Genomic DNA, 17,291 nt, shown 5'->3' with positions numbered 1-17,291 from the left:
CCGATCAGCCCCTATGCGATTATCAACTGCAATCATCATGCCCGATTCCTCGGGTCTTCCCATGATAGCGCGGACGGGACCCGAGAGGAATCCACCCTGAGCCCAGGGTGGAACGGCATGGGCCGCCGGTCGCCCCGTCACCATCTCCCCCGGGCTATTTGAGAATCGGTCTGGTCGGGGCGGATACGTCGATCTCGGTATGGCTGCCAAGAGCCGTCGAATCCGACAGCAGGGTATTGACGACGGCCTTCTTGAGCGCCAGATCCGAGGCGTCGCCCCAGATGATGGTGTACTTCCCCTTGTCGAGCCCGGTGGTGATGGAGTCCTGGGTCTTCGTCACGACCGAGCTGACCCGCTGACGCAGCGATTCCGGCAGCGAGGAGAGGATGGCGAGTGTCTCCTTGATGGCGTTCCGCCGCAGCGCGGACTTCACATCGGTGACGTCGATGACGGGAATGCCGCTCGAGGAGGTGTCGCTCACGGAATTGAGGACCCGCCCCCTGCTGTCCACGGCCGTGAGCGTGCCATCCGAGGTGCGCAGCATGGCGACGGGGCGCTGTGCCGTCACCGTCACCACCAGCCTGTTCGGAAGATGCTTCGTCGCGGTGGCGCCGGTCACCCCGGGGATGTTCCGCAGCTGGTCGACGACGTCGGAGGAGGAGACGAGGAACACGGAGCGTCCCGCCTGCTTCGAGGCTATCGCCATCACCTGGCTTGTCGTCACCCACGCGTTCTGACCCGACACGGAGATACCCGAGACCTCGAGGCGGAAGACAGGGGAGAACAACGCCACCCACAGCAGCGCGGCGACCGCCGCCACGACCGCGAGCACGATGCCCACGCGCGAGGCCGCCGCAAGGACGTGGGCACGACGGCGCTCCCTGAAGCGCGCGGTGAAGTCGACGATCTTCGGACGGGACGCGATGCCGAGAGGACTGCTCGTCTCCTTCAGCGTTCTGGCCACGGCGTCGTCGCTGGGCATGCCTCGGGCGTCGACGAACTGCCCCGGAACGCTGCTCGACGCCATGTCCTTCTCGAGCGATGACGCCATGTCCTTCTCGGAAGATTCCGACGAAGCGGCGGCGGAATCGTTCGCGGATCGGACGATTCTTCTCGCCGGCGACCCGGAGCGCCCGACCGAGCCCTGCACGGCGCCGGCATTGCCGCGAATGACGCGAGAGGATCCCCCCGCCGGGGAAGCGCCCCGGCCGAGGAATCGACCCAGGCGGGCGATCAGTCCCCGTGACCGCGGGGCCGGATGCGCCTGACGACGGTCTTCAGTCGCGTCGGCATCGGAACGATCACCGTCATGGGCCGAACGATCCGAGGCGGATCCGACGATGCGCCGGGCCATGGGTCAGCCCTCGCAGGACGCGCGATGAGTCTCGAGCACATGGAGGATCACCGGACCCATCCGGGTGACGTCCCCGGCCCCCACGGTGAGGATCACGTCGCCGTGATGGGATCGCATGGCGAGCATCTGCGCGGCCACGTGCATATCCTCGACCGCCTCGATCCACCGGGCCGGGTCGTGGTCGATGCCGGCGGCCGCGTCCACGATCGTCGACGCCGTCACATCGGGGAAGTCCTTCTGGCTCTCCCTGGCGGGGTACACGCCCGTCACGAGGACGTCGTCGGCGATGGACAGGGCCCTGGCGAAGGCGGACGCGAAGAACCGGGTGCGCGAGAACAGATGAGGCTGGAACAGCACGCGGATGGTGGAGTTCGGGAAACGCCGACGGGCGGCCGACAGCAGGGCCGCCACCTCCGTGGGATGGTGGGCGTAGTCGTCGAACACGCTGACCTGCTTCACGGTTCCACGCAGCTCGAACCTGCGACTGGCGCCAAGGAAGGTCCCGGCAGCCTGCGCACCCTTTTCGGGGTCCACGCCGAGAACCACGGCGACGACGAGAGCCGCCGCGGCGTTGCGGGCGTTGTGGATTCCCGCGATACGCAGGGCCACCCTCATCTCGATGGGGTCCTCGCCCACCGATCCGGCGGGCATGCGGACCGTGAAGCGCTCCCTGCCGCTTCCGGCGCTTTCCTCCTCGGATTCGATGGAGACCAGGCGCGCCCCGTTGAGATCGCCGACCTCCCCGGCCGGACGGGTGGAATAGGCGATGGCACGCGCCGCGGTGTCCGCACCAAGCGCCCGGAGCACCTGAAGGGCCCCCTCGTCATCGGCGCAGATGACGATAGTCCCCCGCGCGTGCCGGGCATAATCGACGAACGCCTCGCGATACCGCTCCACCGTGCCGTAATGGTCGAGATGGTCGGATTCCGCGTTGGTGATGACGGCGATGTCGGGACGGTACTTGGCGAAACTGCCGTCGGATTCGTCCGCCTCAGCCACAAGAACCGCCCCGGACCCGGCATGTCCTCCGTCCAGCGTGGTGCCATCAGGCCCCTGGATCGTCCCGCCGATGGCGTATCCGGGATCGGCGAGATCACCGGTTCCGGCGAAACGCAGGATATGGGCGATCAGCGAACTTGTCGTGGTCTTGCCATGCGTTCCGGCGACCGTGACGGAACGGCGGTCGGACATCAGCAGGGCGAGGATGTCGCTGCGATGGACGATTCTCAGACCCGTCTTGGCCGCGGCCCGGATCTCGGGGTTGTCGGGGCGAACCGCCGAGGAGTAGACGACGGTCGAGGCGCCATCGACGTTGCGCGCGTCCTGGCCGATGGCCACGTCGGCGCCGAGCGAGGCAAGCCGTTCGGTGCGGGGCCCGGAGGCCGTGTCGGAACCGGTCACCGTGACGCCACGCTGCAGAAGCATCTCGGCCAGAACGCTCATTCCCGCTCCTCCGATGCCGATGAAATGCGTGGTTCCGAGCCGATCAAGCGTGAATCCGGAAGGGAACCCGGCCTGCGTGGGGTCGAGATCGACGGCTCTGGCATCGGCGTCAATGGACTTCATGTCGGACAATCCCTGTTCTCCTTGACCTGCGGGCGCATCGCCCGTCCGCGCGCTCAACGTCGGGGCCGGCGAGACCCGCGTTCCTTCCGCGCACGCGCTTCGCGCGCGAATTCCATGCCTCAGGCCGGACGGGTGCGGCCCGGACCTTTTCTGTGAGTATGACCGCACTCCAGTATGGTCGCACCCGGGGTCAAGACCTTGCATCCCCGGGATCGTCATGCGAGGAATCCCGTCCGGAGAGACCGAGGACGAGCCCCGCCATCCTCTCCGCCGCGTCCCTGATGCCGTAGGACCAGGCGTTCCCGCCCATACGCGTCACCAGGTCATGGTCCCCCAGGAGACGGGGAATGGTGGCCCGCACGTAGTCGGGGCTGAAGTCCCGGTCGGCGACCAGCATCCCGCCACCGGCCCTGACGACCGGCTCGGCGTTGAAGCGCTGCTCGCCGTTCCCGATGGGCAGGGGCACGTAGACGGCCGGAAGACCCAGCGCCGCGAGTTCGCTGACCGAGCCCGCACCCGACCGGCAGACCACGAGGTCGGCACATCCGAAGGCCAGATCGATGCGCTCCAGATATTCGGCGACCCGATAACCGCCCTGACCGATGCGGGCGGGATTGAGATCCCCCAGTGCGCCCTCCCCCGCCGATGCCGCCACAAGGGAACGCACTTCGTCGGCCTTTCCACGGCCGGTGAGATGGATGACCTGGGAATGGGCCAGAAGCTCCGACGCGCAGGAGGCCACGGACCGATTGAGACTCACCGCGCCCAGGGACCCCCCGGTGACGACGAGCACGGGCCTGTCCGGGTCGAGACCCAGCGCGGCGGCGCATTCCCGACGGCAGGCCTCCGGTTCCTCCGCGCGGCGCCGGCACAGCTCCGCTATGGCCGGACGCAGCGGCAGACCCACGCGCACGGCATCCACCCCCCGACGCGGGCTGAGTCCGGTGCCGTCGTAGGCGGTGGCGACCACGTCGGCCCATCGGGCGCCCAGCCTGTTGGCCATGCCCGCCCGCGCGTTCTGCTCGTGCAGGGCGATGGGGATGCCCATCCTGTGGGCCGCCCAGTAGGCCGGCGCGGAGGCGTATCCGCCGAATCCCACGACGACGCAGGCCCGGCGCGAGCGCAGAATCGACTCGACGCGGCCGACCTCGCGCAGCCAGCGTGAGGGGAAGCGCAGCATGGCGGTTCCGGGACGACGGGGGAACGGGACCTTCTCGATGGCGTCGAGCGCATAGCCCGCCTGGGGGACGAGGCGGGCCTCGAGGCCCACCGAGGTTCCGATGACGCTGGTGACGACGTCCCGATCGAGCCGATGCAGGGCGGCCGCGACGGACAGCAGCGGGTTCACATGCCCGGCGGTTCCTCCACCGGCCAGGACCACATGGACCTGGTCCACGCCGCGACCATCGGTCGCCGTCGAGCTTGCGTGCCCGGTTCCGGGACGAATCGATGACGCCGGGTCGGAAGTCGCTGTTCCTGTCACGGTCATGAGCTTAGCGCAGTGACGTAGTCATGGATCTGGTCCTGCTGGCGCATCATGCTCACCGCGGCGCCCGCCGCCGTCAGACACATGATGAGCGACGATCCGCCGGCTGAGACGAAGGGCATGGGCACGCCCATCACGGGGAACAGACCCACCACGACCATGATGTTGACAAGCCCCTGGCCGACGATCCACGTCGTGATGCAGAGCAGGACCATCGAGGCATAGGAGTCGCGGGTCTGGAGGGCGACGGCCACGAGGCACCATCCCATGACCACGAAGAGGAGGATGACCGCGGCCGCGCCCACGAAGCCGGTCTCCTCGCCGATGATGGCGAAGATGAAATCGTTATGCGCCTCGGGCAGATAGTTCCATTTCTCCTTGGAGTTGCCGATGCCGACCCCGAGGAAGCCCCCGGAGGCCATGGCGTACTTGGCGTGGATCGCCTGGTAGCACACCTGCTGGGCCTGCTCGTTCGTGCACGGCTGATAGGCGGCGAATATGCGCTTCATCCTGTTGGGGCTGGTGATGACGAAAACCCCGATGACGGCGATCAGCACCGCGCTGATCAGGGCGAACCATCGCATCGGGAACCCCGACAGCAGGAAGGCCACCACGCCGATGGCCACGATGATCAGCGCCGTGCCGAGATCCTTGCCCAGCAGCACCGCCCCCAGACAGCATGCGAAGGCGACGGCAGGCACGGCGAAGGCCCTGATGCCCCTCGTGGGATACGTCCTCGCGGAGACGCCCAGGGCCTGCGGCAGCCACAGACACAGCACGAGCTTCATGACCTCGGCGGGCTGCGCCGTGAAGGGGCCGATGGCAATCCATCCGGAATTGCCGTTGACCGTGACCCCCAGACCGGTCATCGTCGACAGCTGCATCACCAACGCCACAAGAAGCAGAAGAAACGTGATCCTGCGGTACCTTTCCGCAGGCACCTGCATGGCGACGAATCCGAGGACAAGGCCGATCACGCAGTACAGGGACTGGCTGACCGCCTGCTTCCATGGCGACTGGCCGGAGGAGATCATGCTGACGGTCGAGCTGGAGAACACCATGACCACGCCGAAGCAGGTGAGGATGATCACCGCGATGCGGAAGCCGTGATAGCACCACAGCGGATTGGTCAGAGTCCGGATCCCGAAGAACGGCGGATCGGGTCGTCCCCTCCCATCCACCGCCTCTGCGTCCCGTGTCGGTCCGCGACGGCCCGCGGACCTTCCCTCCGAACCGGAAGCCGCACGTGCGCCGCGACGGTTCCGCATCGGGGAGGACGATCGGCGCGGACGCGAATCACCGTCCGCCATGCGCCCCCACCCACCGCTCGGACGCGGCGGCGAACTGCGAGCCGCGATCCGCATAGGAGGCGAACTGGTCCATCGAGGCGCATGCGGGGGCCATCAGCACCACGTCGCCGGGAGCGGCCAGGTCGGCGGCAGCATCCACGGCCCGCTGCATGACCGTCATCCGGTCCTCGGGATCGATGACGGTGAGGGGGATGTCCGGCGCCTGCGATCTGAGCGCCTCGAGCATGGGCCTCTGGTCGAGCCCGATGACCACGGCGGCCTTGATGACGTCACGGCGGTCGGCGATGAGGTCCTCGAAGCGGGCTCCCTTGGCCAGCCCCCCGGCGATCCAGACGACGGACTTGGGCCGGAAGCTTGCCAGAGAGGCCTTGGCGGCATGGGCGTTGGTGGCCTTCGAATCATCCACGAAGCGAATCGAACCGGCTCCGGTCCCCAGCGTCGCCACCGTCTGGATGCGGTGTCCACCGGGGGCGAACCCTCGCAGCGCCTCGATGGCGGTGTGGCGGTCGGCTCCGAATCCGAGCGACAGGGCAAGCGCGGTGAGAGCGTCGGCGAGAAGATGCGGATACACCCTGCCGTCCGGCTCCTGCAGATGAGGGAAGGAGGAGACCTCGGCCAGACGTTCGGCCTCCCCGACCGGCGAACCCGCGACCCCGCTTCTGTCGACGATCCATCCGTCCTCGACGCCGATCATGCCGGCAACCGGCGCGCCGAGGGTGAATCCCACGCGCCGGCATCCCTCGGCGGGATGCGCGGCCTCGGCCAGCGCAGAGACCCGGGCGTCGTCGGCGTTGTACACCAGCGTGCGACGGGCGCCCCGGAAAACCGTCGATTTGTCCGCGGCGTACCTTTCCATCCCTCCATGCCAGTCGAGATGATCGGCGGCGATGTTGGTGATCGCGGCGCACTCGAGCTCCAGGGAGGAGGTGAAATGAAGCTGGAAGGAGCTCAGCTCGACGCAGAGCGCGTCGTTGGCCGGGTCGACGGCGGCGTGGGACACCGCCCGACCGATGTTCCCGACGGCAGGGGCGGTCAAGCCGCATGCGGTGAGCATGCGCGAGGTCATCTCGGTCGTGGAGGTCTTGCCGTTCGTCCCGGTGATGCCGATCCACGGCGCGGGCCTTCCGGTGGACGCGCTGTCCGCGCGCAGCCACCAGGCGATCTCCACCTCGCTGACGACGGGGATGCCGCGCCTGTCGGCCTCAAGGACGAAGGCTGCGCGCGGAGTGAACACCGGCGAGCTCATGACGACGTCGACGGTCTCCCAATCGACGTCGTCGAAGGAGGTCAGGTCCGCGTCGTCCCGACGCTCATCGACGGCGACGACCTTCACCCCACGAGCGCGCAGAACGTCCCTGACGCTGCGACCGGAGATGCCCAGTCCCGCCACGAGAACGGTTTTCCCTGTCAGTTCCACGATTGCCTCTTTCCCGAGCGAACGAGGACGGGCTGCCGACGCCGGCCCGTCATGACAACAGTCCCGACCGACCCGCCCAATCGGCGTAGAACACCATAAGTCCGATGAGGACGAACATGAGCTCGACCATCCAGAACCTCACGACGACCTTGGACTCGCCCCATCCCAGCAGCTCGAAGTGATGATGGATGGGTGCCATGCGGAACACCCGACGGCGGGTGAGCTTGAAGCATCCGACCTGGATGACGTCCGACAGCGTCTCGATGACGAAGAGGCCGCCGACGATAAGCGCAAGGAACTCGGTATGGGTGGCTATCGACAATGCGGCGAACAGGCCCCCGAGCGCCAGGGACCCGGTGTCCCCCATGAAGATGGTGGCCGGGTTGGAGTTGAACCAGAGGAATCCGAAGCAGGCCACCGCCGCGCACACGGCGATGATGGTAAGGTCGAGCGGGTCGGAGACCGCGTAGGAGAACCCTGCCTTCCCGCCTCCGCGGATGTGGTAGCTCTCCCAGAAGGCGATGAGGGCATAGCCGGCGAAGGCGATCATCGATGATCCGGAGGCCAGGCCGTCCAGCCCGTCGGTAAGGTTCACGGCGTTCGTCCAGGCGCTCATGAGGAAGTTGACCCAGAGGATGAACAGCAGGACGGACAGGACTCGGCCGGCTCCCTCGAAGCTCAGGAAGGGCGTCTCGATGAAGCTCATCCCCGACTGCGCGCTGCGAAAGCCGGATCTCGTGGGCATGAGCAGGGCAAGGACCGCGTACACGGTGGCGAACACGAACTGGCCGATGAACTTCGCATGCACGGACAGCCCGAGATTCTGCTTCTTGCGGACCTTGGCGAAGTCGTCGATGAAGCCGAGCAGACCCATGGACAGCATGGCGAAGAGCACGAGCACCGCCGACCAGGAGGGCGCGACCCCCACCGTCAGATAGCGGTAGACGGCGGAGCTTGCCCAGCCCAGGACGATGGCGAGATTGATGACCACGCCGCCCATGGTGGGGGTCCCCCGCTTGACGAGATGGGACTGCGGACCGTCCTGGCGTATGTACTGCCCGTAGTGGAGCCGATGGACGAGATGGATGAGCGCGGGGGTGCCGGCTATGACCACCACCAGCGACACCAGAATCCCTATGATGAGCGAAATCACCGCATCAGCCCCATTTCCCTAGCTCCTCCATCCCTCTGCATCCCTCCGCGTGCACCGCACGATCCCGAGTCACGGCGCTTCGCACGATCATCGTGAGGCGGTCGACGTCCATCGTTCGGCAAGCTCGCTCAGCCCCGAGGCGTGCGACCCCTTGAGCAGGACCACCGCGTTCGGATGGACGCGGACGAGGTCGACGATGCTTTCGTCGGCCTCCTGCGCGCCATGCACCCAGTCTACCGAGACTCGTCCCGTCTCCGCCGCGGCACGGGCCCCCCGGGCGAGCGAGCCCGCCAGAGCATCGACGTGCGGGTCCGCCGCGCTTCCGACGGCGATGACGGCGTCGACCCCGGCCCCCACGGCGTAGGCGCCGGTGCGTTCGTGAAGCTCCTCCTCGTCGTCGCCGAGTTCGAGCATGGCTCCGAGAACCGCTATGCGGAAGGGTCTGGGTCCATCGGAGGCATCGAGACCGGCATGCCATCGGACGAGTCCGTCGACGCCCGCCTTGGTGGAGTCCGGATTGGCGTTGAAGGAGTCGTCGATCAGGGTGAAGCCGACGCCGCTCTCCCTGACCTTGCCGAGGGCCATGCGGTGCGGACTGATGCTCGTCAGGGAGGAGAGGACCTCAGCAGCCTGGTCGAGCCTCATCCCCAGGCGGACGGCCACCGTCGCCGCGGCCAGGGCGTTGGCCACGTTGTGACGTCCGGGGATGCCCAGCTGCACGCGCGCGGACGAGCGTCCATCCGACATGAGGAAGGAGGGTCTGTCCGAATCGTCGACGTCCACGTCCGAACCGACGAGCATCCCCGGATGCGCCGGGTCGCCCTCCAAGCCGAACCACAGAACGTCGCCCGGCGCCAGGCGCCGCATCGCCGACACCCGTGCGTCCCCGGCGTTGAGGACGGCGGCGCCGTGGGGCACCAGCCCCTGAACGATCTCGCCTTTCGCCTGCGCTATCCGCTCGACAGAGCCGAACTCCCCCAGATGGGCCACCCCCACCTTGAGCACCACGGCGATGTCCGGTGGGACCACGCGCGTAAGCCCCGCGATCTCCCCCACATGGTTGGCGCCCATCTCCGCGATAAGAAAGCGCGTTGCGGAGCCGACCTCGCAGACGGTGAGGGGAAGTCCGATCTCGTTGTTGAACGACCCCACGGGAGCCACGGTGGGCCCCATTGTCCTGAGCAGCGCGTGCAGCATGTCCTTGGTGGTGGTCTTGCCCACCGATCCGGTGATGCCGACGACGGTGAACGGCGAACCCTGAGACCCGGAGCGACGCCGGTCGACGACCGACCGGGCGAGCAGCCCGAGCGCCTTGACCGTATCGGGCACGATGATCCGCGCGAGTTCCTCGTTGGGCACGTCATGGTCGACAAGAGCCGCGATCGCCCCGCTCTCCGCCGCCGCCGGCAGGAAGTCATGCCCGTCCACGCGATCGCCGCGGATGGCGACGAACAACGACCCGGCCTGGGCGCGCCTCGAATCCGAGACGACGGAGGACACCGGGGACCGGGCGGAGTCCCGCCCGTCGGGGGGAACGAGCCTCCCCCGCACCGCGGCCGCCGTCTCCTCCAGGGTCATGGGCATCATCGTGGTCTCCCTTCGCTGTTCGTCCGCACGCCGTCCGTCCGTGGGTCCGACCACGGCCGTCGCGTCCTCGTCCCGTCACCGAATCCGCGCAATGGCATTCAGCCCAGTTCCCGCGAAACCTTGAGGGCCCCGCGGATGTTGCCGCGTCTCACCCCTGCGGCCAGAGACATCGCGATGGCCAGCGACAGCCGTCTGCCTCCTCCGGGACCATGGGAAAGGCCTGACTGCGCGGCAAGCTCGTCGGATTCGCGGCTCACCGTCACCAGAGGCGCCTCGTCCGCCAGGCTGAAGCCATACCGACGAACCAGAGATTCGCGCACCGCGACGCCGCCATCCGCGGCGTCCACGTCGTCGACCGTCGCGAGGACGTCGACCTCCACCGCCTGAAGCGAATCGCGTTTGAGCGTGGACGCCTCCATCGCGAGGATCACGGCCGTTGCCCCATCCTCGGCGCAGACGGCGAGGGTGTTCTCGACGTCGAGAACGCCGATCGGATGGTTCAGCGGGAGCTGACGTTCCAAGGACCGCGACCCCGCCGCGCTGATGACGGCCACGGGATTGCCGAGCATATGAAGGAAGTCGGCGATGCGGATGACGCTCGCCCGGACCTCGTCCGCATCGGAGCCCGCCACGGCGAACACCGCCATGGCGGAGGATGGGTTCCCCGCGATGCCGCCTGCCAGATCCCCCAGCTGCCGGGGCGTCGGGGAGGCGTAGAGCACGGGGACGTCGCAGTCCACGCTGCCTGAGCCCGCCTCCGCCGCGGGCAGCATGATGGCGTACGCGCCTCGGAACTGGGCGACCTCCAGTTCGGAGCGGTCCGTCGGGTTCTGGACGATGACCAGGGATCCCGGACGAGCCGAGGAGGCGTCGTCGGTGATCGAGGTGATGGTGACCTTGTCGGCGGAAGGCGGATCGAGCTCGAATCCATAGTCGTTGACGAGGGATCGCAGGGTCACCCGTCCCGGAATCGATTCGTTCACCGTGCCCATGACGTCCCTCCCGAAGCTCACCAATCCACTGCAATAGCACCCGTGCGCGTCGAGGAGGACGCCACCTGGTACTTCTGCATGAGGAATTCACCGATCTTCTTGAACAGAGGGCCAGACGTGATGCCGCCGTAGTCGCCCTCGGGGTTCTTCATCACGACGGTGATGACGAAGCGCGGGTTGTCCGCGGGGAGGATGCCGGCCCAGTCGGCGACGATGCCGTCGACCTTCCCGTTCGTCCCCATGACCTCCGCGGTGCCGCTTTTGGCGGCTATGCGATAGCCGCTGATCGAGACGTAGTTCTTGTAGTGCTCGGCGGACGACTCCATGGCATTCATCATCTGCGACGCCACGTCGGCGTCGACGACGCGGGTCGCCTTTCCGGTCGAGGTCGTCGTCGTGTGCCCGCCGGCCTTGGTGACGGATTTGATGATCGACTGCTGCAGTCTGACGCCTTTGTTCGCGATGGTGGCGATGGCATTGGTGATCTGGAGGATGTTCGTCGAATACCCCTGACCGAAGAGGACGGTGTTCTGCGTGCGGCCATCCCATGAGGACGCACTTCCGAGCGTTCCCAGGGATTCACCCGGCAGGCCGAGCCCGCTGCTCTGCCCGATGCCGAACTTCGTGAGGAACTCGTAGCGCTCGGCGTTGGAATACTTGTCGCCCGCCATGACCATGCCGACGTTGGATGATTCGGCGAGTATCCCGGCCAGCGTCCAGCGACTCGTCGCATGCTCGTCGGAGTCCCGGTAGGTCTGCCCGTCCTTCTCTATCTTCCAGGGGACGGTGAAACGGTCGGTGAGGCTGTGGGCTCCTGTCTGGAGCATGCCGGATATGGAGAACACCTTGCCGATCGAACCGGGTTCGAAGGTGGTGCCCACGGCACGGGAGACGCTCATCTTCGCCTCGTCGCTGCCGGCCGTCACGTCGTCGGAATCCTCAAGGGCGAGGATCTGCCCCGTCGACACGTCCTGGACGCAGGCGATCGCCCAGTCGGCGTCGTACTGCTTGACGCCCTCCGTCAGAACCTTCTTGACGTACCAGTCCACGTCGGAGTCGATCGTCAGCGTCACGTCGCTGCCATTCACGGCGTCCTTGGACTTCGTCACGGTGCCGGGAATCTCCTCGCCTCCGTTGCCCCGCTGATAGACCTTGTAGCCGTCGGTGCCGGTGAGATTGCTGTTCTCCATGAGCTCGATCCCGGCGACGCCGGTGCCCTCGTCGTTCACGCCTCCGAGCAGCGCGCCCGCGAGGGTGCCGGAGGTGTAGACGCGGTCGGAGCTGAGCTCGCCGTAGACGTAGCCTCCGAGGTTCAGCGCCTCGATCCTGCGCATGACGGTCGGCGTGACGTTCTTCTTGAGAATGACGTACTGCCCGCTGACCGACATCGTCGCGCCGAGCTCAAGGGCGTTCATGCCAAGCACCGGAGCCAGCAGACGGGCCACCGCCGCGGCGCCCGTGGCCCCGACGGGTTTGCCGTCGACCTCATGGCAGTAGCTCTTCGTCTTGGATGTGCAGGTCACGGGAGTGAAATCGGCGATGGCATCCGGATTGGCGACGACCGTGTACCGCTCCACGCTCGACGCGAGCACCGTCCCGTTGCGGTCGAGGATGCGGCCGCGGCTCGCGCTGATGGGCACCGATAGGGTGCGGCTGGCCGTCGCAGCCTCGGCGATGCTGCGACCCTCGAGCAGCTGGATGAAGGCGAGCCTGCCCAGACAGGCGAGAGCCGCCAGGCTCATGATCACGCATATGGCGGTCACCCGGCGTGCGAATCCGCGTGCGCGTCCCGGCGTCCCGGTCATTTGCTTTCTCCGTCCGAGGCCTTGTAGCCGTTGAGGTCGATGGTCACCGAGCTGGAGGCCGGCTCCATCCCCATCTTCTCGGCCTTCTGCGGCAGCGAGGTCTCGAGGTCGTCCAGCGCGGCCTGGTCGGTCTGGACGTCCTGGGTCAGCTCGGATATCCGCGATTCGATCTGCGTCTGCTCGAAGGCGTTCTCGACCATCCGAGTCCGGAACATCAGCGATCCGACAAGCGAGGACACCAGGAACACGACGGCCAGAACTAGATGAATCAGGGGCGTTCTGCGCGAACGGGTCCAGGTGAGCAGCCGCCGGAATCCGTCACCCACCGCATCGGCGCGGCGACCGCCACGCGAGACCTTCAGATTGGGCCTGATGGACCTCTGCTCGCCGTCATCGGGACGGCCGGCCGGAGCCGCATGCGAGCGTATGCTCCTCTGTGCAACCGCCATGGCTATCTCCTCGCTCCCGTCGCACCCGTTCGCGTTCGCGTCCTCGTCCCCTGTCGGGATCCTCGGACCTCGTGGAACCCGTCATCCGTTTCCCTACCTCGCAGCTCGCGGATCCGGCGTTCGGGGATCGGCCGGACCAGCTCGACGCCCCTCAGACGCACCGAGGCCGATCTGGGGTTGCCGGCGAGCTCCTCCTCATCGGCCTTGAGGGCCCCATGGGTGAGCGCACGGAAGAAGGGTCTGGCGTCGTCGGGGACGACGGGCAGGTCGGGGGGGACGTCCACGTCAAGCCCCCTGGCCATGAAGGTCTTGACCGTCCGGTCCTCCAGCGAGTGGTAGGACTCCACGACGAGTCGACCGCCGACGGCCAGCCGACAGGCGATGGCGGGAAGGGTGCGGGCGAGCATGTCCAGCTCGCCGTTGACCTCGATGCGCAGGGCCTGGAAGACGCGTTTCGCCGGATTTCCCGCCGGTCGGTGGGCCCTCGGAACGACCGCGTCGACGAGTCGGGCGAGCTGCCCCGACGTCGTCAGGGGCTCGCGGGCCCGCTCGCGGACGATCGCTTCGGCGATGCGCCGGGCGTACCGTTCCTCGCCGTAGACGCGGAGGATGCGTTCCAGATCCTCCTCGGAATCCTCGGCGAGGACCTGTCGGGCATCACGCGACTGTCCGGTGTCCATGCGCATATCCAGCGGGGAGTCATGGGAGTAGGAGAAGCCGCGGTCCGTCTCGTCGATCTGCAGGCTGGACAGGCCCAGGTCCATGAAGGCGGCGTCGACGCGGTCGACGCCCAGGTCGTCGAGAATGGCGTCGAAGGAGGCAAAGGCGGCATGCACGGGGATGAATCTGTCGGCGAGACCCGCGTCGTCCATGCGTTTCGCTGCGAGGCCGAGCGCCTCGGCATCACGGTCGATGCCGATCAGGCGGGCCTGGGGCGCTGCCTCGAGGAAGGCCGTGGCGTGGCCGGCGAGTCCCAGGGTGCAGTCGACGACGACGGCGCCGCGATGCCGGAGGGCCGGGGCGACGAGCTCGACGCATCGGGTCAGGAGGACGGGGCGATGGATGGCCGAATAGTCGGCGGCGACGGCGGCCATCACAGATCCACCGCCGGCAGGACGTCATCGGCGATGTCCGAATATCCCTGCTCCTTCTCCTGCAGGTAGGACTCCCATGCCTGCCTGTTCCAGATCTCGGCGCGGGTGCCCACTCCGATGACGACGACGTCGTTCCCGAGGCTTGCGTAGTCGCGCAGCATCGGCGGGATGAGGACGCGCCCCTGACGGTCGGGCTGCTGGTCCACGGCTCCGGACAGGAAGACGCGCAGATAGTCCCTGGCGGCCTTGTTGCCCATCGAGGTGCGCTGGATGCGCATGGCAATGCTGCGGAACTCGGCGAGGGGAAGGAGATAGATGCAGCGCTCCTGACCACGGGCCATCACCATTCCCGCCCCGAGCTGGGAGCGGAGCTTCGCGGGGAGGGCCATCCGGCCCTTGGCGTCGATCTTGGGGGTGTAGGTGCCGAGCAGAAGAGGAAGCGCGAGCGAGTCGGAGGCGTCCCCATCACCGCGTTCGTCGATGTCGTCGGTCGAGTCCGTCATGGCACCTCCCTTCGCCAGAATCGTTGCTTCCCCGCGGTCGACGCCGAAACCTCGAAGGCCAGCCGACGCCGACGGTCACAACTGTTTCCCCACCTTACCCCACAACACCCCATTTCCCCCCACAATATGGGGTGAATCATCCCACATCCGACACCGAAGCCCCATGTCACCGCCTGGGCCTCCAGTGCGAGGGGCCCCTGTCGTAGTGGGGTGACGCTACAGTGGAGTGCCTGAGTTTCCCGGTCAGGACCCTTCCGAAGAGCCCTGGAAACCGACCAGCACGGAACGGAAGAGCATGTCGAGTTACTCCACACAGCTTCATGAGGAGCAGCAGGTCGTCACCCGCCTCTACGAGCGTCTCGACGACCTCAGGTCCTCCACCCGTCTGCGTCTCGACGCCGTCAGAGCGGCCGGGTCGCACGGATCTCCGACGCAGCGCACGGAACGGGACTCGTTCGCCACGATGTACGAGGACCGCCTTGCGCAGCTGCGGGCCGTGGAGGACCGTCTCGTCTTCGGCCGTCTTGACGACGAGACCGGCGTCCGGCGGTACATAGGACGCATCGGGATGTCCAGCGAGAACCACGAGCCCATGCTCACGGACTGGCGTGCCGAGGCGGCGCGTCCCTTCTACGAGGCGACGCCCGCCCATCACGGCGACATCGTGCTGCGCCGTCACATCACCCTGCGTTTCCGCGACGTCGTGGGGCTCGAGGATGAGGTCCTCGACATGGCCTCCTCCGAAGTCGACCGGGCCACGGAATCCGGAACGCTGACGGGCGAGGGCGCGCTTCTGACGTCCCTCGGATCCCGCCGCACCGGAAGGATGACGGATATCGTCGCCACCATCCAGGCGGAACAGGACAGGATCATCCGTGCGCCGCTGTCCGGTGCGCTGGTCGTCCAGGGAGGCCCCGGGACGGGAAAGACGGCCGTGGCCCTGCATCGAGCGGCGTATCTGCTGTACACGCACCGCAGACGCCTCGCGTCCTCCGGCGTGCTCGTGGTCGGGCCCAGCCAGTCCTTCCTCCACTACATCGACCAGGTCCTGCCCTCCCTCGGCGAGACCGGGGTCGTCAGCCGCACCATCGGCGATCTCATCCCGGACATCGACGCCACCGCCATGGACACCCCCCAGGCCGCACGGATCAAGGGGGACTCGAGGATGGCCTCGGCCATCGCGAACGCGGTAAGCTCCCGCGAGCGCATCCCCGCGGCGCTGCCGACCACGCGAGTCAACGGCGTCGACGTGAGCATGCTCGCCTCCGACGTCGAACAGGCGGTCGAGGGGGCCCGACGCACCCGCCAGCCCCACAACAAGGCGCGCGAGACCTTCATCCGCACCATGCTGACGACCCTGCGCAACCGCTATGCGGAGAAGGTCGACTACTCCCCGGACCAGTCCGAGCTGTCGGACGTGGAAACGCAGCTGGCCCTCAACGACGCGGTGCGGCACGCCCTCAACCTCGCCTGGCTGCCGATGACGGCCACCTGGCTCATCGACCAGATGCTCGCCAAGCCGGCCCAGCTCCGCCGGTACGCTCCCTGGCTGGACGACGACGACGTCGCGGCCCTCATCAGGCCGAAGGGGTCACCCTTCACCCGCTCCGACATCCCTCTGCTCGACGAGGCGATGGAGCTGCTTGGCCCCGACCCGCATGCCGCGGCGGCACGGAGGGCGAGGGATTCGGCCCGTGCGGAGGAGGTGAGCTACGCGAAGGAGACCCTCGCCCAGGCCGGAATCGGGTCGGGCATCGTCACGGCCTCGATGCTGGCCGAGCAGATGTCGCAGATCGACGGAGGCACCGTGGCCCGTCGGGCCGGTGCGGACAGGGACTGGACCTACGGCCATGTGGTCGTCGACGAGGCGCAGGAGCTGACGGCGATGGACTGGCGGATGCTTCTGAGGCGTTGTCCGTCACGCTCGTTCACCATCGTCGGCGACGTGGCGCAGACGGCGGCGATGGGCGGCACCCGTGACTGGAACCGGATGATGGATCGCCTGTTCGGCCCGGGGGGATGGTCCCTGAAGGAACTGAGCATCAACTACCGCAACCCCCGCGAGGTCTCCGAGCTCTCCTCGGCGTTCGCCGAACGCTCAGGGCTGTACGTCTCCACGACCAAGGCCGTTCGGGCCGTCCCCCTTTCGGTGTCGCGTCTCGTGGTCGAGAACCGGGCCGATCTGGAGAGGGGCCTCTCCTCCCTGGTTCCGAAGCTTGCGCACGAGTTCGTCGGCGACGACGGCACGGGGCGCGTGGCCATCATCGCCCCCGATGGCTGGATCGCCGGTCTGACGTCCCTTCTTGACGCCGCCCTCCGCGGCGCCCTGCCCTCCGAGGAGACCGACCGGCTCGCCGGCCAGGCGTTATGGGACCGTCAGATCGTCGTCTGCGGCACGGACGCGGTTAAGGGTCTGGAATACGATGCCGTCGTGGTCGTGCAGCCCGGCGAAATCGAGGAGTCGGCGCCATCCCGTCTCACGGCGGCGTCGGATCTGTATGTGGCCATGACCAGGCCGACGCAGCGTCTGGTCATCGTTCGGACGCGGGATGACGCCCGCGCACTGGAGCTCTAA

General features: G+C 67.4%; 13 protein-coding genes. 2 read left to right on the top strand and 11 right to left on the bottom strand.

The window, feature by feature from the left end:
• Nucleotides 1-154 precede the first annotated feature (154 nt).
• The 7 genes from RWX87_RS03135 to murF form a co-directional block, all read right to left on the bottom strand.
• Nucleotides 155-1,051, bottom strand: a complete 897-nt coding sequence (locus RWX87_RS03135) for an FtsQ-type POTRA domain-containing protein (protein WP_314686836.1) — start codon at nt 1,049-1,051, stop codon at nt 155-157.
• Nucleotides 1,052-1,357: 306 nt separating this feature from the next.
• Complete coding sequence (gene murC, locus RWX87_RS03130) at nt 1,358-2,920, bottom strand: UDP-N-acetylmuramate--L-alanine ligase (protein WP_314686834.1); 1,563 nt, start codon at nt 2,918-2,920, stop codon at nt 1,358-1,360.
• Between the two features lie 190 nt (nt 2,921-3,110).
• A complete protein-coding gene (locus tag RWX87_RS03125) occupies nt 3,111-4,316 on the bottom strand; it encodes a UDP-N-acetylglucosamine--N-acetylmuramyl-(pentapeptide) pyrophosphoryl-undecaprenol N-acetylglucosamine transferase (RefSeq protein ID WP_314686831.1) in 1,206 nt (401 codons plus the stop codon).
• 89 nt (nt 4,317-4,405) lie between these two features.
• Complete coding sequence (locus tag RWX87_RS03120; RefSeq protein ID WP_399552285.1) at nt 4,406-5,716, bottom strand: FtsW/RodA/SpoVE family cell cycle protein; 1,311 nt, start codon at nt 5,714-5,716, stop codon at nt 4,406-4,408.
• Nucleotides 5,703-7,133 (bottom strand): UDP-N-acetylmuramoyl-L-alanine--D-glutamate ligase, encoded by a 1,431-nt coding sequence (gene murD, locus RWX87_RS03115; protein WP_314686827.1) that lies wholly within the window; start codon nt 7,131-7,133, stop codon nt 5,703-5,705. The genes RWX87_RS03120 and murD overlap by 14 nt, the downstream gene beginning before the upstream one ends.
• 49 nt (nt 7,134-7,182) lie before the next feature.
• Nucleotides 7,183-8,286, bottom strand: coding sequence for a phospho-N-acetylmuramoyl-pentapeptide-transferase (mraY, locus tag RWX87_RS03110; RefSeq protein ID WP_314686824.1), 1,104 nt, complete (start codon nt 8,284-8,286; stop codon nt 7,183-7,185).
• An 87-nt stretch (nt 8,287-8,373) separates the two neighbouring features.
• Nucleotides 8,374-9,873, bottom strand: a complete 1,500-nt coding sequence (murF, locus tag RWX87_RS03105; RefSeq protein ID WP_314686822.1) for a UDP-N-acetylmuramoyl-tripeptide--D-alanyl-D-alanine ligase — start codon at nt 9,871-9,873, stop codon at nt 8,374-8,376.
• A 794-nt stretch (nt 9,874-10,667) separates the two neighbouring features.
• Between murF and RWX87_RS06810 the strand changes: the two genes are divergently transcribed.
• Nucleotides 10,668-10,997: an HAD hydrolase-like protein gene (locus RWX87_RS06810; protein WP_399552287.1), complete on the top strand. Its 330-nt coding sequence runs from the start codon at nt 10,668-10,670 to the stop codon at nt 10,995-10,997.
• On the opposite strand, the gene RWX87_RS03095 is transcribed toward RWX87_RS06810, so the two are convergent.
• From RWX87_RS03095 to mraZ, 4 genes are read right to left on the bottom strand one after another with little or no spacing between them, the layout of a single operon-like run.
• On the bottom strand, nt 10,883-12,670 hold the full coding sequence (locus RWX87_RS03095; RefSeq protein WP_399552284.1) for a peptidoglycan D,D-transpeptidase FtsI family protein: 1,788 nt from the start codon (nt 12,668-12,670) through the stop codon (nt 10,883-10,885). The two genes, RWX87_RS06810 and RWX87_RS03095, sit on opposite strands and share 115 nt — an antisense overlap.
• Complete coding sequence (locus RWX87_RS03090; protein WP_314686820.1) at nt 12,667-13,119, bottom strand: hypothetical protein; 453 nt, start codon at nt 13,117-13,119, stop codon at nt 12,667-12,669. The genes RWX87_RS03095 and RWX87_RS03090 overlap by 4 nt, the downstream gene beginning before the upstream one ends.
• A gap of 2 nt (nt 13,120-13,121) precedes the next feature.
• Nucleotides 13,122-14,213: a 16S rRNA (cytosine(1402)-N(4))-methyltransferase RsmH gene (rsmH, locus tag RWX87_RS03085; RefSeq protein WP_314686818.1), complete on the bottom strand. Its 1,092-nt coding sequence runs from the start codon at nt 14,211-14,213 to the stop codon at nt 13,122-13,124.
• Nucleotides 14,213-14,716 carry a division/cell wall cluster transcriptional repressor MraZ gene (gene mraZ, locus RWX87_RS03080; RefSeq protein ID WP_314686816.1) on the bottom strand — a complete coding sequence of 168 codons (504 nt, stop codon included), beginning with the start codon at nt 14,714-14,716 and terminating at the stop codon, nt 14,213-14,215. Before mraZ ends, rsmH begins: the two co-directional genes overlap by 1 nt.
• A 295-nt stretch (nt 14,717-15,011) precedes the next feature.
• On the opposite strand from mraZ, the gene RWX87_RS03075 reads away from it, so the two are divergent.
• Nucleotides 15,012-17,291 carry an ATP-dependent DNA helicase gene (locus RWX87_RS03075; protein WP_314686814.1) on the top strand — a complete coding sequence of 760 codons (2,280 nt, stop codon included), beginning with the start codon at nt 15,012-15,014 and terminating at the stop codon, nt 17,289-17,291.

This window comes from uncultured Bifidobacterium sp. (genome assembly GCF_963540075.1).
GTDB lineage: Bacteria > Actinomycetota > Actinomycetes > Actinomycetales > Bifidobacteriaceae > Bifidobacterium.
This window is presented reverse-complemented; position numbering and strand designations above follow the sequence as displayed.